The sequence below is a fragment of the Bacillus sp. M13(2017) genome (genome assembly GCF_002218325.1).
GTDB lineage: Bacteria > Bacillota > Bacilli > Bacillales > Bacillaceae_G > Bacillus_A > Bacillus_A thuringiensis_K.
Genome location: NZ_KZ268505.1, coordinates 113,482 through 135,517, shown reverse-complemented (window position 1 = coordinate 135,517; position 22,036 = coordinate 113,482). Strand labels below are relative to the sequence as shown.

The window sequence follows — 22,036 nt, the reverse complement described above, 5'->3', positions numbered from 1 at the left end:
ATTCATGTGTAAAAAACCTTACTTTTAAAAAGTAAGGTTTTTTATATTTATTCATTAGCAATATAAGCATTCTTATAAGTATAAATACCACCAAATTGATGCTTTTCAATTCCTTTTACATAATCCTTTTGTACATATGCTGAGCCAATATGATAAAGCGGCGCTACCGCAGCATCTTCTAATAATACCTGCTCGGCTTCTCGCAACGCTTCCCATCGGTTTTCCGTATCTAGTACAAAATCCGTTTTCGCTTTCTTTATTAATTCATCGTAATGAACATTAGAATAATTCATTTTATTATTCGGATTCCCTGTCGTAAATAACTCTAAATAACTAATTGGGTCTTTATAGTCAGGTCCCCAGTTTGCCATAGTTATATCGTAATCACCTGCTTGTTCTAACTGTAATTTTTGCTTAAATGGCTGTTGTTTAATTTGTATCGCGATTCCTTGCAAATTCTTTTCTAAATCACCTTTTATATATTCTGCCATCCGTTTTGCATTATCTTGTTCAAACGTTAAAAACTCGAGGTTTACTTGCTCTACTTCAAGCTCTTTTTTCGCTTCTTTCCAAATCTTTTGCGCATTTTGCAAATCATATGAAGAAAGATCTCCGTTTTCTTTTCTAAAATCTTTACCAGTCACTTCATTTACATGACCAACTGGTACAAGTCCACTTGCAGGTTTTGCTCCGTTATTAATAAAGTGAGCAACGAAATCATCTTTATTTAACGCTAATGAAATAGATTGACGCACCTTTTTATTTGCTAACGCGGTATTTTTTTCATTAAAACGAAGCATGGCAATTCCAGGATCACTCGACATATGTAATTCCTTATTCCCTCTATACTTGTCTACAATTTGCGAATTAATAGGTACTCGATCCAAATCTCCGGCTTCATATAAATTTACAGCTGTCATTGTATCCTTTACGATATGAAAGTTTATTTCGTCTAATTTCACTTTCTTTTGATCCCAATATGTAGCATTCTTCTTTAATTGAAACTCTTGTTCATGCTTCCATTTTTCTAATACAAATGGACCGTTATATATGAGATTACTAGGTTCCAATGCATAATTGTTTCCTTGTTCTTTCAAAAATGATTCATGCTGTGGTAAGTATATAGGTAGTGCTAACAGCTGTAAAAAATATGGAACCGGCTGTTCGAGTTCAACTTCTAACGTATAATTATTTATTGCTTTAACCCCAAGTGCATCAAGAGGAATTGTTCCCTTATTAATCTCTTTCGCATTTTTCACATAAAAGAGCATGTATGCATATTGAGATGCTGTTTCAGGATTAATTGCACGTTTCCATGCAAATATAAAATCATTTGCTGTTACATTATCCCCATTTGACCATTTTGCATCTTTACGCAAGTCAAATGTATATTTCTTACCATCTTCACTTCTTTTAAACGATCTTGCGACTGCTGGAATAGGCTGATCTTGATCATTTAATACATATAACCCTTCAAATATATTCTGCATAACGTGTGATGATGTACCATCCATTGTTTTAGCAGTGTCCAGAGAAGGAATTTCTTCTGATACTGTTACATTTAACACTTGTTTTTTAACCTCTGTATCACTTTTATTCCCTTTATTATTACAAGCTGTTAACAATAAAGATGTAACAAGTGCCATTACCATTAAATGGCTCTTTTTTCGCTTCATGAGTTGTTCTCCTTAAATATAAAATATTATAAAGCGTAATATATTATAGCAGAAATACTACCAGAAAGATGCGACATTCTTTTGAATATTTATTCGTTCAAGAAAAAAGCTATCCTTTTAAAGGATAGCTTTTTTCAACTGCCACATAATTATCTATCTTTGCAAACCTCGTTTATAACGACTTGCTTCAAATATAATACGCTCTTCATCTAACGTTTTACATTCGCCATTCCAAACGACACGGTTTCCATTAATAATGACATCGCTAATATCTTTTCCACTGGCAGCATATACAAGATGCGATAACACTTCATCTGCTGGTTGTAAATGCGGCTTATTAGATGGGTCAATCGTAATAAAATCGGCACACTTTCCAACCTCAAGTGATCCTGTTTGTTTCATGCCGATTACTTCAGCAGCTCCTTTAGTCGCAAGTGTAAGAGCCGTTTCAACTGGTAACGCTGTTGCATCTTGATGAATACCTTTTTGTAATAATGTTGCTATACGCATTTCTTCAAACATATCTAAATTGTTGTTAGATGCCACACTATCTGTTGCAATTCCTACTTTCATTCCTGCTTCTAGCATCGCTTTTACATTTGCTATACCAGAACCTAGTTTTAAATTACTATTCGGGTTATGAGCTACTCGAACGTCATGTTCTGCTAAAAAAGCACGTTCATTTTCATTTAATACTACACCGTGTGCAATAACTGTTGGGCGTTTAAACAATCCACAACTTGCTGCATATTCTACTGGACGTTTTCCATATTGCGCTTCAATATCACGTACTTCACGCTCTGTTTCAGAAAGGTGGATATGAACCATCGTTTGATTCTCTACTGCAATCCGTGCGCACTCTTCTAACAATTCTGTACTACATGTATATGGACTATGTGGTGCAACCATCGTAGTTAACATGCCACTTTCGTTATAGTAACGCTTCACATATTTCTCAGCTTCTTCAATCGCTTTCTTTTCATCGTCTTTCGTTCCGAAGCTAAATAAAGTCCTTGAAACAGCAGCTCGCATCCCGCTCCTTGATACCGTTTCCATAATTGCGTCTTGATCTACTCCAATTGGATTAAACATGTCAGAGAATGATGTTGTACCACTTTTCACCATCTCAAGTAATCCTAATTCCGTACTAGCGACCGCAATTTGGGGAGTAAATTGACTTTCCAGTGGCCAAATTCTCGTCTCAAGCCATGGCTGTAATAACATATCATCTCCAATACCTCTTAAGAGACTCATTACAACGTGTGTATGTGTATTTACAAGCCCTGGTAAAACCCACTTTCCTTTCATGTCAATTACTTCATCTACTTCAAAATCATTAACGAATTCTCCGCTCTTTACATCTATAATTTGATCATTTTCTACAATGATATATCCATTTTCTATCACTTCGTTTTGTTCATTCATCGTTACAATTGTAGCGTTTACATAAGTTGTTTTCAAAAGTATTTCCCCTTTCAACTCTATGAAGTTCCCTTTAATAAGTTACCACCATTATAGTAACTTATTAAAGATTAAGAGTCAAAAGATAATTTTAATTCTTTCGTTATTTTTCCCTTCAAAATGCTATATTGCTTTTCATTTGTATCTGCAAATGCTTCTTCCCGATTTGATTCCACACCCAAGTAATTCAGGTTTTCATTGAATTGAGACTCTGTAAAATCAAACCTCTGCCCATCTATAAAGTTATAAAAATGCCACACACCCCCTATTTTTGTCTTTTTAATTTTCCCTCCGTATATATCTTGAACGACTAGAGCCGTTACACCACACTGTCCCTTTGCTGGATTTTCAATTGTCCACTTTGAACTTGTTTCAATCGACCACGATTTTATTAGTGCTTCATATATTCTTTTTTCCTTTACATCATCCATTCTAATCTTCCCCTACTATTAATAGTTTTACACATCATATTTCAAAAGAGGTAGTAAACGATCCTTAAAGACAGTTGATGGCGTCTCTCCTATTAACTGTGCTCCCATTTTCAAGTAATATCCTTTTGCATTCGGATCACTATCAATCGTAAAACTTTTTAATCCTAGTTCATTGGCTTTTTCTATTACATACTCCCAAAGTATTTTCCCGTAACCTTTTCCTTTGTAATCAGGATGAATGTACAAGAAATCGAGAGCTTTATCATTACGTAAAAATGAGAAAAAACCAATCTTCGCATTATCGTTTTCTAAAACATATACAAAATTATTTTTTATGTATTCTTCTGTAATTGTTAAATCTTCCTTACAAGCAAGTATGAATTCTTCACTATAATCCCACGTTTCTTTTGATTGTAGTGCGAATTCACTTAATTCATTTGCTTCACTTAATAACGCTTTTCTTATCTTCATGATTCTTTCTCCTCACCTTCGATATATACACTATAAAATGATTCGAAAATTAATTTAAAAAACCTCTTATTTCCGTAAATAAGAGATTACTTTTATAATTCTTCATAATAGATAATAATTTTTTAAAAGAAAAAAACGCCATTCCTGAAAATTGGCGTTCTTTTCTTTCAATCTTTATAGCATATTATTCTAAGAATCATTCTTATATTTCTATGCAGTTTCTACTACCGCTTCAAGCATTGTTCCATTTTTAGCATAATTCGTATGCCAAGAAAAAGCTTTTTCTAAAATATGAGGAGTTTGTCCACCTCTTGTTTTTGCTTCTTCGTAATAAGCACGTAGTTGATCACGATACATTGGATGTGCGCAATTCTCAATAATAAGTTCCACTCTTTCTCTTGGCGCAAGTCCCCTTAAGTCGGCATACCCCTGTTCAGTGACAATAACATCTACATCATGTTCAGTATGGTCTACATGCGAAACGAAAGGAACGATACTTGAAATGTTACCACCTTTTGCAATCGATTTCGTAACAAAGATAGCTAGGCGTGCATTTCTCGCAAAATCACCAGAACCACCAATACCATTCATCATTTTTGTACCTAAAACGTGAGTAGAGTTAACATTTCCGTATATATCTAATTCTAAAGCCGTATTAATTGAGATTAATCCAAGGCGACGAATGATTTCAGGATGATTGGAAATCTCTTGTGGACGCATCATTAATTTGTCACGATATTTTTCAAAGTTAGAAAATACTTGTTGCATTTTCTCTTCAGAAAGCGTGATAGAACAACAAGAAGCAAAATTGACTTTTCCAGCATCCATAAGATCAAAAACTGCATCTTGTAAAACCTCGGAATATACTTCTAAATCTTCAAATTCTGAATCTAACACTCCGTGCAATACGGCGTTAGCAACTGAACCAATTCCTGATTGTAACGGCGCTAAACGATTTGTTAATCGGCCTACTTTGACTTCTTCTCGAAGGAATTCTATTAAATGCTGTGCCATAATAACCGTTTCTTCATCCGGAGGAACAATTGTCGATGGCGAATCCAATTGATTCGTAAACACAATCCCCTTTACTTTTTCAGGATCAATTGGAATACCGATTGTTCCAATTCGGTCATCTGTTTTCACAAGCGGAATTGGAAGCCTCTCCCCTTGTTTACCTGGTTCATATAGATCATGTAGCCCCTCTAATTGCGCGGATTGAGCCATATTCATTTCAATAATAATAAACTTAGCATTTAAGGAAAACGCTAAGGAATTTCCAATTGAAGTGGTTGGAATAATCATTCCGTCCTCTGTAATCGCAACCGCTTCCAAAATAGCGAAATCTATATCCAGAACGTCAGCGCGGAGTAACTCTGCTGTATGAGACAAGTGTTGATCCACAAATAAAAAGTCTCCGTTATTAATTCCTTTTCGCATCGTCGCGTCAGCTTGGAAAGGTAATCTTTTCCCTAAAATTCCTGCCTCAGCAAATAATTTGTCTACATCCGAGCCTAAAGAAGCCCCAGTATAAACATTTACTTTAAAAGATTCATCATTCTTAACTCGGTTTACAAGCGCAAATGGGACTGCTTTTACATCACCTGCACGTGTAAACCCACTTAAGCCTAAAGTCATTCCACTTTGAATCCAAGAAGCTGCTTCTTCAGGTGTAACTACCCGTTCTTTTAGACGTTGATCTCTGATTCTATCTAAATTATTCTCCATATGTAATCCCTCTCTCATTGAATATTCATAATTATTTTACACATTAACACTATCAAAATAGGGATTTTAGTATACAATGCCGAAAATTCAGACAGAACAGCAAATCTAGGTTCTAAAGCAGAAAAATTTAGAATCCTAGAAGCTTACGGAAATAACTAGCGTATGATTGACTAACTGGTACTCTCTCACCATTATCCATCGAAAGTACAAAAGTAGAATGGGTATCAGGATAAATCGCTTTAATATGATTAACATTTACAATAAATGAGCGGTGACATCTAATAAATGAATCTTTAGGAAGCAAGTATTCGAATTCTTGCAGAGAGTATTTATGTGTTCCTGATAACTCTTCTGAATTCACATACGTCTTTTTATCTTTAGCCTCTAAATACATAACCTTTGAAAAAGGAACCGGAATCCAGCCGTCTGTTGTTTTTAAAGTAACGACTGACTTTCCATCCGTTAAAGCTGGATAAATTGCCGTTACGCACCCTTCAAGCTTTCCATTGTTGGAAAATGGTACAGCCATTCCATGATAAGGAATACCAAAAACATCCCGATTCATAAACTCAGAGGTTTTTTGATTCATCACCATCGCTTTATAAGCAATCGTTCCTTCCTTTATGGGATCCCCGACACTAATCTTTAAATCAATTCGTTTACTTGGCCGATAGTAAATATATTCTTTCGTATTCGAAACAGCAATTGAAATTTCATCTGAAAATAATTCCCCAACAACATCTAGTAGTAAACCTAATGTTCTATCTTCCATTCTATTAACACCTCATTCACTATTATACTACTATTATGAACAGGCATCTGTTTCTTTATAAATAGTTTGATTTTAAGTTATTTTTAAAATTAGTTTTATTCACTATTACTTCGTTACTACAAAAAACCTCACTTCAGAAAATTGAGGTTTCCTCTCATACAATATTTCTTTATTTTTTAACGACTATAGAATAAGATTTATTTTTTATTAAGTAAAGTGAATTTAAGAATTTATTGCCCGTATTTCTGTAAAATAGATAAGCCCAAGCTGTAAACAGTTTGGGCTTATCTTTCTCATTTATTATGCGCATTTAACCACGAAATTAAATCTTTAAATACTTCATCCTTATTTACTTCATGAAACATTTCATGTCTACCATTTTCATATAAACGTAGTGTCACGTCTTTCACACCACATTTTTTATAGTTTTCATATACTTCTTTTACACCTTTCCCCATATCGCCAACAGGATCACGATCACCAGAGAATATATGTATTGGAAGATTCTTTGGCGTCTTCTTGTATTCTTCTAGTTTATTTACTTCTAATACACCAGAAAATAATTCTCGGTAAAAACTCGTCGTACAAATGAAACCACATAACGGATCCGCAATATATTTATCAACTTGATTATTATCTGAAGATAACCAATCGAATTTTGTACGATTTGGCTTAAAGTTCGAATTGAAGTTTCCGAAAGATAAAAAGTTTAACATTGGACTTTTCGTTTTTGCCCCACGCAATTTCATTTCGATTGTTGCTACTTTATGACCAATAACTCCTAAAAGCCCTGGATTTCCACCTGTTCCTGAAATCAAAAATCCATCGTATAGTTCACCCCTAAGTTGTACAGCACGTCTTGATAAAAAAGAACCCATACTATGTCCTAGTAAAAACAAAGGACTTGACTGCTCTTCTTTTATCCTTTCTGAAACAAAGATAACATCCGATACAACTTGATTCCACCCTATATTTGGTTCAAAATGACCATAATCTTCTTCTCTCTTCACCGTTTTCCCATGACCTTTATGATCATGTGCATAAACACCATAGCCTGCTTCTAATAAAGCATCAATAAAGTCTGTATAAACACCTGCATGTTCTGTCATACCATGTGCAATTTGAATAATCCCTTTCGGTTCACCTTCTGGTAACCACTTACGCAAATAAATTTCCGATCCATCCAATGCCGTAACGAAACTTTCCTGTACGTTCATTTCGTCAGCTCCCAACTCTATTATGTATCTTTAAAAATGAATATCCATTCATTATTCTTACTATGTATTATATGCAATTGCCTTCATTATGACAAATGACTCACTTTTCTAATTAGCTCTTAAATTAATATGTTGACGAACCATCCATAAAATTATATAGTTACTTACATAAAGTAATTATTATATTTTTGGGAGGTTTCTATTATGATGCCATCACTATTTTTAGCACATGGTTCGCCTATGCTCGCTATTCAAGATACAGACTATACACGATTTTTAAAAACACTTGGAGAAACATATAAACCGAAAGCAATTGTTATTTTCACTGCTCACTGGGAAAGTGAAGTATTAACGATTTCCTCATCAGATAACGAGTATGAAACAATTTATGATTTTGGAGGTTTTCCCCCTGAGTTATACGAAATCAAATATCGTGCGAAAGGCTCTTCTAGCATTGCATCTATGTTAGAAACAAAATTTAAGAACAAAGGTATTCCAGTCCATCATAATATGACGAGAGGTTTAGATCATGGTTCATGGACACTTCTGCACCGCATGTATCCAGAAGCAAATATTCCTGTCGTGCAAATATCAGTAAATCCATTCCTTTCTGCAAAAGAACAATTTGAAATTGGAGAAGCATTTAAAGGACTTGGACAAGAAGATATTTTAGTAATCGGTAGTGGCGTTACCGTTCATAATTTACGAGCACTGAAATGGAATCAAACTACACCTGAAAAATGGGCAATTGAATTTGATGATTGGATTATTAAACATATGCAGAATAACGATAAAGATGCATTGTTTAATTGGGAGAAAAATGCTCCTCATGCACAATTAGCAGTACCAAGAGCAGAGCATTTTGTTCCTTTGTTTATTGCAATGGGAAGTGGCGAGAACAGCGGTGAAGTCATTCACCGTAGTTATGAGCTTAGTACATTAAGCTATCTATGTCTTAAATTTTAAAGAAAAGGATGAAGCAATCATTGCTTCATCCTTTTTTCATTCACTTAGTTAACTAACTTCCAAATGTCGTTTCTCTGATACCTCTTCGTTCTTATTATGAAAATAAACCCAGATACATGCAATAAATAATAGTGATGATGTAGAGAGGAAAACATATTGGAAACCTGCATGCGCTGCAATTTGTCCCCCGAGCACTGGACCAATCATATTTCCTAAAAACTGAAATGATTGATTATATCCAAATATTCGTCCCGTAACATGGGTTGGTGTATGTTGTTTTAGTAGAGTTTGTACGGAAGGTAATAATCCTGCTTGTGCGATACCTAATAAAAATCGAAGAATTAATAGTTGCCAAGCTGAGGTTACAAATGCTTGCGGGATAAAAATAATTCCTGCAGCAAACAACGCTACAACTAACGTTTTTTGAGGACCGATATGATCTGATAATCTTCCTAGTCTTGGTGCTGCTAAAATAACTGCTAATCCTGTTGCTGACATAACTGCTCCCGCAATTGTCTCAATATGTGCAGTATGAGGACCTACTAAATTTTTCACGTACAATGTAACAATTGGTTGAACTGACATATTAGCAAGTTGAATAATAAATGTTGTAACAAACAAACTAATAATTAAATGCTTCGCTGGGACCATCGTCCATACTTTTTTCGGCTGTGTTTTTTTTGCTTGAGCAGAGTGATTTTCTTCATGCAGGAAGAAAAAAACGATGAGAAAGGAAAGGAATAAAAAAGCTCCTGTAACAAGAAAGACATGACGCATTCCAATTAATTCAGACAAATAACCTCCAAGTAACGGGCCAAGTAACGAACCGCTCACACCACCAGTTGAAATTGTGGAAATCGCCCAACCTGAATGTTCTTTCGGAGTTTCTGCTGCAATAAATGTCATCGCTGTTGAAAGGAAACCAGATACTGCTCCCATTAAAAATCGTAGTGCGACTAGTTGATACACATCCGTTACAAACCCCATAAGCGTCATAATAACCGCCATACCGAGGCTAGCACGAATAAGCATCAATTTCCGTCCATGTATATCACCAAGCTTTCCCCATATTGGCGATACGATCGCACCCATTAAAAATGTTACACCAAATGCAAGTCCCGACCACTGTGCAATACTTGAAGTGCCAGTTACTCCTAATTCCTCAATATAAAAAGATAAGAAAGGAATTACTAAACTCATACCGGCTGCAGTGGTAAAACAACCTAGCCAACAAATCATTAAATTTCGTTTCCAGCTGGCCATTTTCACACCTTCTTTCTTTAGATACCCATTCTACACCCTTTCTTGTAAAAAGTTTAGTAATCTGCTTTACTCGTAAGATTTACTACAAAACCCGCTATTTTCTAGTAAAAATCACTACATCTCTACATCATTTTCATAATAAAACCAACTTCCCTAGATGAAGTTGGTTACTTATTATCTATCGGTATTAAACTAGCATTACAATTTCTCTCGTAAAACTCAATGGGACCCGCTTGTCCAATAATCGCATATTCATATCCATTTTGTTTCATATTATATAAACAATGATGCAATAATTCTTTTCCTACACCTGTCACACGATTTTGTTTCGCTACGCCCATTGGACCAAATAATCCTTTCTTTCCTCTCACTACATCGTAACAGGCGAAACCAATTATCACTTCCCCCTGCTGTGCAATATAGATAGGTAACTTTTCATTATATGTCCGAAATCCGTAATCAACCGACTGTAACCACCGTTCACCAAATTCATCCGCCACAAATCGTGATAACTTATCAAAATCAGAAGGTCTAGCTCTTCTTACATGACAAAATAATGTGTTATAAGTAGGTTTAAAACTATTTAAATCAACCGCTAAGTCTCTTGGTGCAGCTGTAATACGTAATATATCTTCTTGCATTTGTGTATGTATAAATTCGCCAATATCTGTATCTACACGAAATAATGCATACATAATATGTCCTTCATTGATTACTACTTGCTGAAAGCGTTCCATACGTTTCTTCGCTATTTGTAAAATTTCTATCGCCTTATAAGATAGCTTATATTGCCCTATTTTTTTATACTCTTGATTATGTAAATCGAATCGTTTTCGTAACGAAAGTTTTTCTGAAAAATCTCGACCAACTTTATGAAACAAATACATATATAACTCAGCGCAAACTCCTGTACCTTCTTTACACATACCTATAAACAGGTGGACCGGGTGAATTATGTTATACTCACTCTCTTCTGCTGCAATCTCCAATATTTTATGCACACGTTTTGTAAATTGAAATTCCTCCATATGTATTTCCATCCCCTACTACTTTACTATTAAACTGTAACCATAAATAATTGAAACAATTACACCCACTACCAATATACCTGGAAGTAAATTTGCCACTTTAATTTTAATAAATCCGAGTAAATTTAATCCGATAGCAGATATCATAATGCCGCCCGTAGCCGTCATCTCCACTATAAATTGGTTCATTAATTCTTCCGGGACAAAACTATTAATTTGTGTTGCAAAAACTGCAATACCACCTTCATATAAAACAACTGGAGTCGCCGAAAATACTACGCCAATGCCTAGAGTTGTCGTTAATATAATAGAAATAAATCCATCGATAATCGCCTTTGTAAATAAAATATCATGATTTCCGCGAATCCCACTGTCAAGTGCACCAAGTATCCCCATCGCACCAATTGCAAAAATTAAAGTAGCTGTTACAAAACCTTCTGATATGCTGCCTTTTCCCTTCAATCCAACTTTATTTTCTAGCCAATACCCTAAATGTTTTAACTTTTCTTCTAATTGTAACCATTCTCCAATTACCGTACCAATCACTAAACTCAGTATGACAACAAGAAAGTTTTCACTTTTTAATGCCATTTGAAGCCCAAGCACAGTAACCGCTAAACCAATTGCGTGCATTATCGTCCCTTTCATACTTTCTGGGATCCTACTAAATAATTTACCAAGTAAAGTACCAAATATAATACAAATTCCATTTACAACTGCTCCTAATATAACCATTTCTCATTCTTCACCCTTCGAATTCTTTATTTCTATATTTTGGTTTATACATTGATTTACAGGTTACCTATATGTTAACTTAATATTGAGAATATTAACAAATGTTTTCCACTACATAACCCGCTATTTTTTTTGTAACTTTAATTACCTTTATATAGATTCAGTTTTAATTTAATTGCGGGATAATATTAAAAGGGAAGGGATATATGAAAACTTTACTAAAACGATTTTTGTTAATAGCCTTTTTCATTACACCGATTGTTTTATTAATCAATTACTCTTTTATTTCAAAAGCAAAAGACAAACCCGATTTACAAAACAAATCTAGTAAAACCGCTTCAAAAAGCGAAAAGAAAATAGAAAATCCTGAAATCACACTCACCTTCTCTGGTGATACAATGTTCGATTGGCAATTACGTCCTGTAATCGAAAAAAACGGGGCTGATTATCCATTCCAGCATGTAAAAGAAGAAATAACAAAAGCTGATATTTCTTTCGTTAATCTAGAGTCAGCATTTACAATGAGAGAAAAGAAAGCTCCTGGACAACTGTTTTGGATTAAAAGTGATCCATCCACGCTTCAAGCGATAAAAAACACTGGATATGACATCGTAAATATTGGGAATAACCATACACTTGATTATGGGCAAGATGGATTATTAGATACGATTTCTCACGTAGAAAAATTAAAGCTCCCTTACATTGGAGCCGGAAAAAATGCGAAAGATGCATATACAGCACGAGAAATGACCGTAAAAGGGAAAAAGTTTAAATTTCTTTCCTTCGTTCGATTTATGCCTGATTCTAATTGGGTAGCTGGTGAGAATAAACCTGGCGTTGCGAATGGCTATGATTTAAATCTTGTAACAAAAACAATTAAAGAACAAAAACAAGATGCAGACTATTTAATCGTCTATATGCATTGGGGCGTTGAAAAATCAAACCGTCCGGTAGAATACCAAAAACAATATGTACCTAAAATGGTTGACGCAGGAGCCGATGCGATTGTCGGGAGTCACCCACATTGGTTACAAGGGTTTGAGTATTATAACAAAGTTCCTATCGCTTACTCATTAGGTAACTTTTTATTCCCAAGTTACGTGAGCGGGAAAAGCGCCGAAACTGGCGTATTAACTTTAACTTTTAAAGGAAAGGATGTTCAAATGTCATTCAATCCTTACATCATTCGCAACAACCAAATCTCCCCTGTAAATAAGGAAGAAAAGAAAAAAGCTCTACAATATTTACAAACGATTTCAACTGATGTAGAAATTGATGATACAGGGAACATAAAAAACAAACGAAACTAGACAACGCAAGATCTATTTTTCTGTAACATACTTTACAGAATAGGTGATGAACATGCTGAAAAACTTATTAGAAAATGTAAGTTTGTTAGAAAACATTTATAAAATATCTATAGCCGTTCTACTTTTATGTTCATTTTTCTCTGTTAGACTTTTAAAAAAAATAAAACGCGAGCGAAAACTTACTACCTTTGAATTTACTATGTATGTAATCATTCGTATTGCGATACTCTTTTGGTTAACTAGCTTTATCCTTCTTGAATATGGAAAATAATTAGTTTAACTATAAAAAAGATAGAACAAGCAGCATTTCCCTTGCTTGTATCTATACTTTTTTTATTTGGATGCTAACTCTTTCCTTCTATTAAATAAGTAAATCAAACAAAACAGGGTTTTTATTAAGCTCCATAAATTGAATGTTATTTTCTTTAAAACGAGTAATTAATTGCTCATAATCCTCTTTATGTTTCAACTCTACGCCGACTAACGCTGGACCATTTTCTTTATTATGTTTCTTAATGTATTCAAAGCGCGTAATATCATCTTCTGGTCCTAATCCTTTATCAAGAAATTCTCTTAGCGCACCTGAACGCTGCGGGAATTCAATGATGAAGTAATGTTTTAATCCTTCGTAAATGAGCGAACGTTCTTTTATTTCTTGCATTCTATCAATATCGTTATTTCCACCACTTAGCGTACATACAACTGTTTTACCTTTTATTTCATCTCTATATAAATCAAGCGCTGCAATAGATAGGGCACCAGCCGGTTCAGCTACAATTGCATTTTTCTTATACAGTTCTAAAATCGTCGTACAAACTTTTCCCTCTGGTACTAAAACAATGTCATCAATTACATCTTTACAAGTTTCAAATGTTAACTTTCCGACCTTTTTAACAGCTGCCCCATCAACAAAACTATCTATTTTCTCTAATGCAACATTTTCATTTTGAAGAAAGGCCTCTTTCATAGAGGCAGCTCCCATCGGCTCTACACCAATGACTTTTGTAGCAGGACTAACACCTTTTACATATGTACCAACACCTGATGCTAATCCACCACCACCAATTGCTGTAAAGATATAATCCACTGGTTTCTCCATATCATGCATAATTTCAACTGCCACTGTTCCTTGACCAGCAACTACATACGGATCATCAAATGGATGAACGAACGTCATCCTATTTTCTTCACAATAGCGCTGTGCTTCTTGGAACGAACTATCAAATGTATCACCAACTAATACAATTTCCGCAAAATCGCCACCAAAAAACTGTACTTGCGATACTTTTTGTTTAGGTGTCGTTGTCGGCATAAATATCTTTGACGGAATCTTCAATAAATTGCACGTATAAGCAACTCCTTGTGCATGATTACCAGCACTTGCACAAACAACGCCGTTTTGTAATTGTTCTTCCGATAAACTTTGAATTAAATTGTACGCACCACGAATTTTGAAAGAGCGAATCAATTGTAAGTCTTCTCGTTTTACATAAACGTCACAATCATATTTCTCAGATAAAACTGTATCACGTTGTAACGGTGTTTTAATAATGATATCTTTCATGCAATTATGTGCCATTAAGATCTCTTCAATTTTCACTCTCTCCTTTACCTTCTGCACCATTATTATATCATCCTTATCTTTTTTAAATTGGCTCAATCAAAATCCGGGATTTTTAGAACTGCACCTGTATTCGCCGATGTTACCATTTGTGCATAACGTCCAAGCCAGCCAGTTTTCACTTTCGGTTCTGGTCTTTCCCACTCTTTTTTACGCTTATTTAATTCTTCATCACTCACTCTTACTTCTAACAATCTTTCCTCAACATCGATACAAACGATATCCCCTTGTTCAAGAAGCGCAATCGTTCCGCCCGCAGCTGCTTCTGGTGAAATATGCCCTACTGAAATACCACGTGAAGCACCCGAGAAACGACCATCCGTTAATAGCGCAACATCTGCACCTAATCCCATACCAGCAATCGCTGACGTTGGTGCTAACATTTCTGGCATACCAGGGCCACCTCTTGGTCCTTCATAACGAATGACAACTACATCTCCTTTTTTCACTTTCCCAAGCATAATGCCAGCAAGTGCCTCATCTTGTGAATTAAAAATAACGCAAGGTCCTTCAAAACGCTTTACCTCTGTTGCACCGCTTTTAATAACAGCTCCATCTTTCGCAAGGTTTCCTTTTAATATACGCAATCCTCCTTCCTCACTATGAGGGTTTTCAAGAGAGTGAATAACTTCCTTATCTTTAATCTCTGCCTCAGCAATATTTTCTCTTAATGTTTGCCCAGTAGCAGTTATTCGATCAAGATGAAGTACTCCTTCTTTCCGGCTCATCTCTTTCAAAATTGCACTAATCCCGCCCGCACGATCAATATCTTCCATATGCCAATTTGAGGCTGGACTTACTTTACATAAATGAGGTACACGTCTTGAAACTGCATCAATACGATTCATATCATAATCTAGTCCTGCCTCTTGTGCGAGTGCTAGCGTATGTAATACTGTATTCGTTGATCCACCCATCGCCATATCAAGTGCAAAAGCATCGTCAATCGCTTCTTCTGTTACAATATCACGCGGCTTAATATCTCTTTCAATTAAAATTTTCAATTTCTCTGCTGCTTGTTTAATTAACTCTTCACGTCTTGGATCAATTGCTAAAATACTCCCGTTACCAGGAAGAGCTAAACCTAACACTTCACATAAACAATTCATAGAGTTCGCGGTAAACATACCCGAACAAGAGCCACAAGATGGACAGCCATGATCTTCAATATCTTTTAATTCTTCTTCTGAAATTTTCCCAGATTGATAAGCTCCTACTCCTTCAAAAACGGAACTTAAATCAACAACTTCTCCTTTAGATGTTTTTCCTGCTGCCATCGGGCCGCCTGAAACAAACACAGTCGGAATGTTAATACGTAGTGCAGCCATCATCATACCAGGTGTAATTTTGTCACAGTTTGGGATACAAATCATGCCGTCAAACCAGTGTGCATTTACAACCGTTTCTACTGAATCTGCAATAATTTCACGACTCGGAAGAGAATAACGCATACCGATATGTCCCATCGCAATACCATCGTCAACTCCAATTGTATTGAATTCGAATGGTACCATACCTGCCGCGCGAACTGCCTCTTTTACAAGTTTCCCAAACTCGTTCAAGTGCTTATGCCCTGGAATAATTTCAATAAAAGAATTACAAATCGCTATGAAAGGTTTATCAAAATCTTCATCTTTCAAACCAGTTGCTTTTAATAAACTACGGTGCGGCGCTTTATCAAAACCTTTTTTAATCATGTCACTTCTCATCTTGTCAAATCCCCTCTTACATATTTTTCATTTATACTCTCTTACTCTATTTCCTTACTAATTCTTTCGGTGCATGAATCCAGCTCATCATTTCACGAAGCTCTGCTCCCACTTTTTCTAATTGATGATTTTGTTCTGCTTTTTTCATTGCGTTATACGTCGGACGCCCTGCTTGATTTTCTAAAATCCATTTCTTCGCAAATTCACCTTGCTGAATTTCTGTCAAAACACGCTTCATTTCTTTCTTCGTTTCATCTGTAACAATTCTCGATCCTGTTACATAATCTCCAAACTCTGCCGTATCTGAAATAGAATGGCGCATAGTCGTTAATCCACCTTCGTACATTAAGTCAACAATTAGCTTTAATTCATGCAAACATTCAAAGTATGCAATTTCAGGACGATATCCACCTTCCGTTAACGTTTCGAACCCGGCCTTCACAAGTGCAGTTACCCCGCCGCAAAGTACAGCTTGCTCACCGAATAAATCCGTTTCAGTTTCTTCTTGGAATGTCGTTTCAATTACACCCGCACGTGTACACCCTACACCTTTTGCATACGCAAGTGCTACATGTAATGCTGTTCCCGTTGCATCCTGATGTACTGCGACTAATGCCGGAACACCATTTCCTTCTTGAAATACACGGCGAACGAGATGACCTGGACTTTTTGGCGCAACCATCGCTACATCTACATAACTTGGCGGATTAATTTGTCCGAAGTGAATGTTAAATCCATGTGAGAAAAGTAACATTTGTCCTTCACGAAGATTCTCTTCTACCTCTGCTTTATACACATGAGCTTGCTGTTCATCTGGCAATAACATTTGTACAACTTGTGCGGTTCGAACCGCTTCTGAAACAGACATTACTTCAAACCCATCCGCTTTCGCTACTTCATACGACTTACCAGGACGAACACCAACTACAACTTCTACACCAGAATCACGTAAATTTTGTGCTTGCGCATGACCTTGTGATCCATAGCCAACTACTGCAACAGTTTTCCCTTGTAATAACTCTACATTTGCATCTTTCTCATAATACGTTTTCATATTCCATACACTCCTTATAATTTATTTACTTGCAGAACATCAATTAATTTTTTCAACTGACTAACAAGTAATGTCGCTTCATTTTCAGTACAAACTGCTGTGAGTTTCATTTCAGAAACACCACTAGTATCTCTTTCATTTAAGTGTAAAGAAGAAATATAATAACCACGCCGAGCAAAAACCCCACTTATACGTAATAAGACACTTGGCTCGTTATGAATAACGAGTGAAAAAGTATGACTCATTCTTCCCACCTCTTCATAATCATTTCGTTATTCCCTTTGTTTGGCGGAACCATCGGAAATACGTTTTCACCTTCTTCTACACAAAAATCAACTACGACAGGACCTTCATAAGCAAAAGCTTCTAACATCACTTGTTTCGCCTCGGTTGAATTTGTTGCTCTTAATCCCTTCACTCCATAAGCTTCTGCTACTTTCACAAAATCTGGCGATCCAATTTTTGATTCTGATAAACGATTTTCATAAAACATTTCTTGCCATTGCCTTACCATCCCTAAAAATTTGTTATTTATAATAAATACTTTTACAGGGATGTTATTTTCAGCAATTGTTTGTAGTTCTTGAATGTTCATTTGAAAAGAAGCGTCACCTGCAATACAAATGACAAGTTCTTCTTTTTTAGCTAGCTGAGCACCAATTGCTGCTGGAAACCCAAACCCCATCGTACCTAATCCTCCAGAAGTAAGGAACGTCCGAGGTTTTCTTGCTTTATAGAAGTGAGCAGCCCACATTTGATGCTGTCCTACTTCTGTTGTGACAATCGCTTCACCATTCGTTAATTCACTTACTAAGTTGATCACATGCTGTGGTTTTAACTCAGATTCTTTTTGCTTATAAGAAAGTGGATATTCTTCTTTCCATGTCTTTACTTTCTGAAGCCATTCGTCTGTTTGTGTATAAATAGACATATGTAACAACATGTGTAACGCTTTTTTTACATCACCAACAATCGGATGCTCTACAGTTACATTTTTATGAAACTCAGAAGGATCAATATCAATATGTACTTTTTTCGAGTGTGGAGAAAAAAGTTCTAATTTTCCTGTTACACGATCATCGAAGCGAACACCTAATGCAAGTAGTAAATCACATTCTGTTACCGCCATATTAGCAGCGTATGTCCCATGCATACCAAGCATCCCTAGAAACAATGGATCCCCCGGTGGATATGCACCAAGTCCCATTAAAGTTGAAACGACTGGAATACGGTTCTCCCTTGCGAATCCGAAGAGTTCATCGGATCCACCTGAATGAATGACACCTCCTCCAATATAAAGAAGTGGACGCTTTGATTTTGAAATTGCTTTAGCCACCTCTCTAAGTTTCATGCTGTCTGGTACAAGTTCTGGTTTGTACCCCGGAATATCAACTTCTTCATTAAAGAAACTGGTGACTTTTGCATTTTGAACATCTTTTGGAATATCGATTAATACTGGTCCCGGTCGTCCGCTTTTGGCGATGTAAAAAGCTTCTTGCATAACTTGTGATACATGATTTACATCACGAACTTGGTAATTATGCTTCGTAACAGGTACTGTAATTCCGACAACATCCGCTTCTTGAAATCCATCTTTACCAATTAAAGGCGTTGCAACTTGGCCGGTAATGACAACTAAAGGAATCGAATCCATATAAGCGTCTGCTAAGCCCGTAACTAAATTTGTCGCCCCTGGACCAGAGGTAGCAAAGACTACCCCGACTTTTCCAGAAGCTCTCGCATATCCTTCAGCCGCATGAATGGCAGCTTGTTCATGACGAGTTAAAACATGTTTCAAACCACTTTCGTATAACGCATCGTATACTGGTAAAATCGCTCCGCCTGGATAGCCGAAAATGGTCGTTACACCTAATTTCTTTAAACATTGAATCACGTGCCCAGCGCCTGTCATTTCTTCATACTGTAACTTCTCATACGCTGTATACTGCTGCTTCATTTCAATTAACTCCTCTCCTTATTTATGCTAAGCTTTCCGTCAGCCCGGGAACACGTACTCCTCTTTCTCTCGTTAATTTTTTAAATTCTTCAGTCAATTGTTTCGTTACATTTCCTGGTTTCCCATCTCCAATTTCTCTCGAATCAACTTTTACAACTGGAATTAACTCCGCTGCTGTTCCTGTTAAAAATACTTCATCCGCTACATATACATCATGGCGAGTGAATGGTCTTTCCTCACACGGAATACTCAGTCGTTCACATAGCTCGATAACACTATTTCTCGTAATACCTTCTAATGCTCCTAAATAGGATGGCGGGGTTAATACTTTTCCATCTTTCACAACGAAAACATTATCGCCAGAACCTTCACAAACATATCCTTGTTGATTTAACATAAGAGCCTCTAACACTCCTGCTTGTGCCGCTTCAATTTTTACAAGTACGTTATTTAAATAATTCATTGACTTAATACGTGGATCTAACGCGTCTGGCGTATTACGTCTTGATGCAACAGATACAACACTTAACCCATTATCATAAAATTCTTGTGGGAATAAATTTAATTGTTCTGCAATAATAATTACGCTCGGCTTCACACAACTTCTCGGATCGAGCCCTAAGTCACCTTTTCCTCTTGAGACAATTAAGCGAATGTAAGCATCAGCATATTCATTTTTTTGGAGTGTATGTAAAACCGCTTCTTCCATTTCTTCTACCGTCATTGGAATTGTTAGTAAAATAGATTTCGCTGATTCATATAATCGTTTCACATGTTCTTTTAAACAAAATACATTTCCTCCGTAACTACGAATCCCTTCAAATACACCGTCTCCGTATAAAAAACCGTGATCATAAACTGAAACAACTGCCTTTTCTTTTTCTACAAATTCCCCATTCATGTAAATGTACTGGTTTCCCATCTCACATCGCTCCTCTTTTTTCTCTATTTTTGCAACCTATTTCTACATCGATTGCTGAGATGAGTATTTTTAACAGAATATTCAGTATATAAACCTTAAAAATATACTCGTCTCAACAATCGATTACATACATACTTGTAGCGATCCATTGCTGAGACGAGGGAATCGTGGTACCACTCAGCTTCCTTATACTTCTCACGAAATATAAGCTCTGCAAGTCCAATTAGACTTTTGTTTTTCTATCGGGAACAACCCCGCTACTTTTTACTAGTTTTCAAAAGTAGTGCTCCAAGGTGATTTTCAATGGGTGAATCGTTACCACCCTCACAGCCTCGGGGCAGCTCTCTGAAACAATCTTTATCATTTACTCTCCTCTTCTACGCATTCTCTTCTTCTATTTTAAAAAATAAAAACTCTCGCCTCAGCAATCAACTACTACAATTTAGTAGCTTTGATTGCTGAGGCGAGAGTTTCGCGTTACCACTCAGCTTCCTTATACTTCTCACGAAATATAAGCTTTGTAGGTCCAATCAGACCTCCGTCCTTTTACCGGAGACGATGCCGCCGCCCTCTACTCAGTTTCCCTTTCGCAAGCGATGCTCCGAGGTGATCTTCAATGATTCGATTGTTACTACCCTCACAGCCTTGGAGTAGCTCTCTGAAACGATCATAATCATCTACTTTCCTCTTCTTTGCATATACAACATATAAAGTTAGAAAATTCTTAATTAACTTTTATTTGTTACACGTATTATAGGACGTTGTTCTTTTCGTTGTCAACATGTTTTTTCGAAAAAATCAAAATTCATTCTATTTATTTTTTCTCAAATCAAAATTGGAATGCATTACTTACATACACTCATATATTACTTAAGTATGTTTGCATTACTACATAAAGAAAAACTTATAAAGTTTATGAGGAGATGAGGAAACTATGTTAAAAGGGAAAGTAGCGTTAGTTACAGGAGCAAGCCGAGGAATTGGACGAGCGATCGCTAAACGTTTAGCAAATGACGGTGCATTGGTTGCTGTTCATTACGGTAATCGAAAAGATGACGCTGAAGAAACTGTTCATGAAATTCGATCAGATGGTGGCCAAGCTTTTTCTATCGGCGCAAATCTAGAATCCTTACACGGTGTAGAAAACCTTTATAACGCTTTAGATACTGAATTACAAAAGTGCACTGGTGAAACACAATTTGATATTTTAATAAACAATGCTGGCATTGGTCCTGGTGCTTTTATTGAAGAAACGACTGAACAATTTTTTGATAGAATGGTTTCAGTAAATGCAAAAGCTCCATTCTTTATCATTCAACTAGCACTACCACGTTTACGTGACAATAGCCGAATTATTAATATTTCATCCGCTGCCACCCGCATTTCTTTACCTGATTTTGTTGCATATAGTATGACGAAAGGCGCTATTAATACACTGACTTTTACACTAGCAAAACAGCTTGGAGCACGAGGAATAACGGTGAATGCAATACTTCCAGGATTTATTAAAACAGATATGAATGCAGAACTCTTGAGCGACCCAATGATGAAGCAGTACGCTACTACTATTTCCGCTTTCAATCGCTTAGGTGAAGTAGAAGACATTGCCGATACTGCTGCATTTCTTGCTTCTCCAGACAGCCGCTGGGTTACTGGACAATTAATTGATGTGAGCGGAGGATCTTGTTTATAAAAAACATATATTTTCAAATCTTTTT

General features: G+C 36.1%; 20 protein-coding genes and 1 other annotated feature. Of the genes, 4 read left to right on the top strand and 16 right to left on the bottom strand.

Annotated features, from left to right (window positions below; genetic code table 11):
• Positions 1 to 47: 47 nt before the first annotated feature.
• The 7 genes from CGQ22_RS15760 to CGQ22_RS15730 form a co-directional block, all read right to left on the bottom strand.
• Positions 48 to 1,676: a peptide ABC transporter substrate-binding protein gene (locus tag CGQ22_RS15760; RefSeq protein ID WP_089148960.1), complete on the bottom strand. Its 1,629-nt coding sequence runs from the start codon at positions 1,674 to 1,676 to the stop codon at positions 48 to 50.
• 153 nt (positions 1,677 to 1,829) lie between these two features.
• A complete protein-coding gene (locus tag CGQ22_RS15755; protein ID WP_002163930.1) occupies positions 1,830 to 3,155 on the bottom strand; it encodes a bifunctional S-methyl-5'-thioadenosine deaminase/S-adenosylhomocysteine deaminase in 1,326 nt (441 codons plus the stop codon).
• 53 nt (positions 3,156 to 3,208) lie between these two features.
• Positions 3,209 to 3,568 (bottom strand): YunG family protein, encoded by a 360-nt coding sequence (locus tag CGQ22_RS15750; RefSeq protein ID WP_089148959.1) that lies wholly within the window; start codon positions 3,566 to 3,568, stop codon positions 3,209 to 3,211.
• Between the two features lie 27 nt (positions 3,569 to 3,595).
• Positions 3,596 to 4,039, bottom strand: a complete 444-nt coding sequence (locus CGQ22_RS15745) for a GNAT family N-acetyltransferase (protein WP_089148958.1) — start codon at positions 4,037 to 4,039, stop codon at positions 3,596 to 3,598.
• Positions 4,040 to 4,249: 210 nt separating this feature from the next.
• A complete protein-coding gene (locus CGQ22_RS15740) occupies positions 4,250 to 5,764 on the bottom strand; it encodes an acetyl-CoA hydrolase/transferase family protein (RefSeq protein ID WP_089148957.1) in 1,515 nt (504 codons plus the stop codon).
• A gap of 127 nt (positions 5,765 to 5,891) precedes the next feature.
• Entirely contained in the window at positions 5,892 to 6,536 is a 645-nt protein-coding gene (locus CGQ22_RS15735; protein ID WP_000390213.1) for a LytTR family DNA-binding domain-containing protein, read from the bottom strand.
• A 293-nt stretch (positions 6,537 to 6,829) separates the two neighbouring features.
• Positions 6,830 to 7,753, bottom strand: a complete 924-nt coding sequence (locus CGQ22_RS15730; protein WP_001102594.1) for an alpha/beta fold hydrolase — start codon at positions 7,751 to 7,753, stop codon at positions 6,830 to 6,832.
• A 204-nt stretch (positions 7,754 to 7,957) separates the two neighbouring features.
• Here CGQ22_RS15730 and CGQ22_RS15725 point away from each other — a divergent pair, with 204 nt between their 5' ends.
• Positions 7,958 to 8,719 (top strand): DODA-type extradiol aromatic ring-opening family dioxygenase, encoded by a 762-nt coding sequence (locus tag CGQ22_RS15725; protein WP_089148956.1) that lies wholly within the window; start codon positions 7,958 to 7,960, stop codon positions 8,717 to 8,719.
• Positions 8,720 to 8,767: 48 nt separating this feature from the next.
• On the opposite strand, the gene CGQ22_RS15720 is transcribed toward CGQ22_RS15725, so the two are convergent.
• The 3 genes from CGQ22_RS15720 to CGQ22_RS15710 form a co-directional block, all read right to left on the bottom strand.
• Positions 8,768 to 9,982 (bottom strand): multidrug efflux MFS transporter, encoded by a 1,215-nt coding sequence (locus CGQ22_RS15720; protein WP_000179321.1) that lies wholly within the window; start codon positions 9,980 to 9,982, stop codon positions 8,768 to 8,770.
• 167 nt (positions 9,983 to 10,149) lie between these two features.
• Positions 10,150 to 11,010: a GNAT family N-acetyltransferase gene (locus CGQ22_RS15715; RefSeq protein WP_089148955.1), complete on the bottom strand. Its 861-nt coding sequence runs from the start codon at positions 11,008 to 11,010 to the stop codon at positions 10,150 to 10,152.
• Between the two features lie 18 nt (positions 11,011 to 11,028).
• The gene (locus CGQ22_RS15710; RefSeq protein WP_089148954.1) at positions 11,029 to 11,745 is read right to left on the bottom strand and encodes a DUF554 domain-containing protein; all 717 of its coding nucleotides are present in this window, start codon (positions 11,743 to 11,745) and stop codon (positions 11,029 to 11,031) included.
• Between the two features lie 206 nt (positions 11,746 to 11,951).
• On the opposite strand from CGQ22_RS15710, the gene CGQ22_RS15705 reads away from it, so the two are divergent.
• Both CGQ22_RS15705 and CGQ22_RS15700 read left to right on the top strand, forming a co-directional pair.
• The gene (locus CGQ22_RS15705) at positions 11,952 to 13,055 is read left to right on the top strand and encodes a CapA family protein (RefSeq protein ID WP_089148953.1); all 1,104 of its coding nucleotides are present in this window, start codon (positions 11,952 to 11,954) and stop codon (positions 13,053 to 13,055) included.
• A 52-nt stretch (positions 13,056 to 13,107) separates the two neighbouring features.
• Positions 13,108 to 13,326, top strand: coding sequence for a hypothetical protein (locus CGQ22_RS15700; protein ID WP_000916801.1), 219 nt, complete (start codon positions 13,108 to 13,110; stop codon positions 13,324 to 13,326).
• Between the two features lie 90 nt (positions 13,327 to 13,416).
• Here CGQ22_RS15700 and ilvA read toward each other — a convergent pair whose 3' ends face one another.
• From ilvA to ilvE, 6 genes are read right to left on the bottom strand one after another with little or no spacing between them, the layout of a single operon-like run.
• The gene (ilvA, locus tag CGQ22_RS15695) at positions 13,417 to 14,679 is read right to left on the bottom strand and encodes a threonine ammonia-lyase IlvA (protein ID WP_000250358.1); all 1,263 of its coding nucleotides are present in this window, start codon (positions 14,677 to 14,679) and stop codon (positions 13,417 to 13,419) included.
• A 32-nt stretch (positions 14,680 to 14,711) separates the two neighbouring features.
• On the bottom strand, positions 14,712 to 16,385 hold the full coding sequence (gene ilvD, locus CGQ22_RS15690; RefSeq protein ID WP_089148952.1) for a dihydroxy-acid dehydratase: 1,674 nt from the start codon (positions 16,383 to 16,385) through the stop codon (positions 14,712 to 14,714).
• A 46-nt stretch (positions 16,386 to 16,431) separates the two neighbouring features.
• Entirely contained in the window at positions 16,432 to 17,439 is a 1,008-nt protein-coding gene (gene ilvC, locus CGQ22_RS15685) for a ketol-acid reductoisomerase (protein ID WP_000861144.1), read from the bottom strand.
• Between the two features lie 14 nt (positions 17,440 to 17,453).
• Positions 17,454 to 17,684, bottom strand: coding sequence for an ACT domain-containing protein (locus CGQ22_RS15680; protein ID WP_002163928.1), 231 nt, complete (start codon positions 17,682 to 17,684; stop codon positions 17,454 to 17,456).
• A complete protein-coding gene (gene ilvB / locus CGQ22_RS15675) occupies positions 17,681 to 19,396 on the bottom strand; it encodes an acetolactate synthase large subunit (protein ID WP_000813476.1) in 1,716 nt (571 codons plus the stop codon). The genes CGQ22_RS15680 and ilvB overlap by 4 nt, the downstream gene beginning before the upstream one ends.
• A 22-nt stretch (positions 19,397 to 19,418) precedes the next feature.
• Positions 19,419 to 20,318, bottom strand: a complete 900-nt coding sequence (gene ilvE / locus CGQ22_RS15670; protein WP_046945413.1) for a branched-chain-amino-acid transaminase — start codon at positions 20,316 to 20,318, stop codon at positions 19,419 to 19,421.
• A 149-nt stretch (positions 20,319 to 20,467) separates the two neighbouring features.
• Positions 20,468 to 20,707 (bottom strand) — a binding site (T-box leader).
• A 545-nt stretch (positions 20,708 to 21,252) separates the two neighbouring features.
• On the opposite strand from ilvE, the gene CGQ22_RS15665 reads away from it, so the two are divergent.
• Positions 21,253 to 22,011: an SDR family oxidoreductase gene (locus CGQ22_RS15665; RefSeq protein ID WP_000911806.1), complete on the top strand. Its 759-nt coding sequence runs from the start codon at positions 21,253 to 21,255 to the stop codon at positions 22,009 to 22,011.
• Positions 22,012 to 22,036 lie beyond the last annotated feature (25 nt).

Excerpts from the sequence above, each read along its gene's own strand:
- CGQ22_RS15750 (WP_089148959.1), bottom strand. The coding sequence starts at position 3,568 with ATGGATGATGTAAAGGAAAAAAGAATATATGAAGCACTAATAAAATCG.
- ilvD (WP_089148952.1), bottom strand. The coding sequence starts at position 16,385 with ATGAGAAGTGACATGATTAAAAAAGGTTTTGATAAAGCGCCGCACCGT.
- CGQ22_RS15730 (WP_001102594.1), bottom strand. The coding sequence starts at position 7,753 with ATGAACGTACAGGAAAGTTTCGTTACGGCATTGGATGGATCGGAAATT.
- CGQ22_RS15705 (WP_089148953.1), top strand. The coding sequence starts at position 11,952 with ATGAAAACTTTACTAAAACGATTTTTGTTAATAGCCTTTTTCATTACA.
- CGQ22_RS15715 (WP_089148955.1), bottom strand. The coding sequence starts at position 11,010 with ATGGAGGAATTTCAATTTACAAAACGTGTGCATAAAATATTGGAGATT.
- CGQ22_RS15720 (WP_000179321.1), bottom strand. The coding sequence starts at position 9,982 with ATGGCCAGCTGGAAACGAAATTTAATGATTTGTTGGCTAGGTTGTTTT.
- CGQ22_RS15680 (WP_002163928.1), bottom strand. The coding sequence starts at position 17,684 with ATGAGTCATACTTTTTCACTCGTTATTCATAACGAGCCAAGTGTCTTA.
- ilvA (WP_000250358.1), bottom strand. The coding sequence starts at position 14,679 with ATGGTGCAGAAGGTAAAGGAGAGAGTGAAAATTGAAGAGATCTTAATG.
- CGQ22_RS15745 (WP_089148958.1), bottom strand. The coding sequence starts at position 4,039 with ATGAAGATAAGAAAAGCGTTATTAAGTGAAGCAAATGAATTAAGTGAA.
- CGQ22_RS15735 (WP_000390213.1), bottom strand. The coding sequence starts at position 6,536 with ATGGAAGATAGAACATTAGGTTTACTACTAGATGTTGTTGGGGAATTA.
- ilvE (WP_046945413.1), bottom strand. The coding sequence starts at position 20,318 with ATGGGAAACCAGTACATTTACATGAATGGGGAATTTGTAGAAAAAGAA.
- ilvC (WP_000861144.1), bottom strand. The coding sequence starts at position 17,439 with ATGAAAACGTATTATGAGAAAGATGCAAATGTAGAGTTATTACAAGGG.
- CGQ22_RS15665 (WP_000911806.1), top strand. The coding sequence starts at position 21,253 with ATGTTAAAAGGGAAAGTAGCGTTAGTTACAGGAGCAAGCCGAGGAATT.
- CGQ22_RS15725 (WP_089148956.1), top strand. The coding sequence starts at position 7,958 with ATGATGCCATCACTATTTTTAGCACATGGTTCGCCTATGCTCGCTATT.
- ilvB (WP_000813476.1), bottom strand. The coding sequence starts at position 19,396 with ATGAAGCAGCAGTATACAGCGTATGAGAAGTTACAGTATGAAGAAATG.
- CGQ22_RS15760 (WP_089148960.1), bottom strand. The coding sequence starts at position 1,676 with ATGAAGCGAAAAAAGAGCCATTTAATGGTAATGGCACTTGTTACATCT.
- CGQ22_RS15740 (WP_089148957.1), bottom strand. The coding sequence starts at position 5,764 with ATGGAGAATAATTTAGATAGAATCAGAGATCAACGTCTAAAAGAACGG.
- CGQ22_RS15710 (WP_089148954.1), bottom strand. The coding sequence starts at position 11,745 with ATGGTTATATTAGGAGCAGTTGTAAATGGAATTTGTATTATATTTGGT.
- CGQ22_RS15700 (WP_000916801.1), top strand. The coding sequence starts at position 13,108 with ATGCTGAAAAACTTATTAGAAAATGTAAGTTTGTTAGAAAACATTTAT.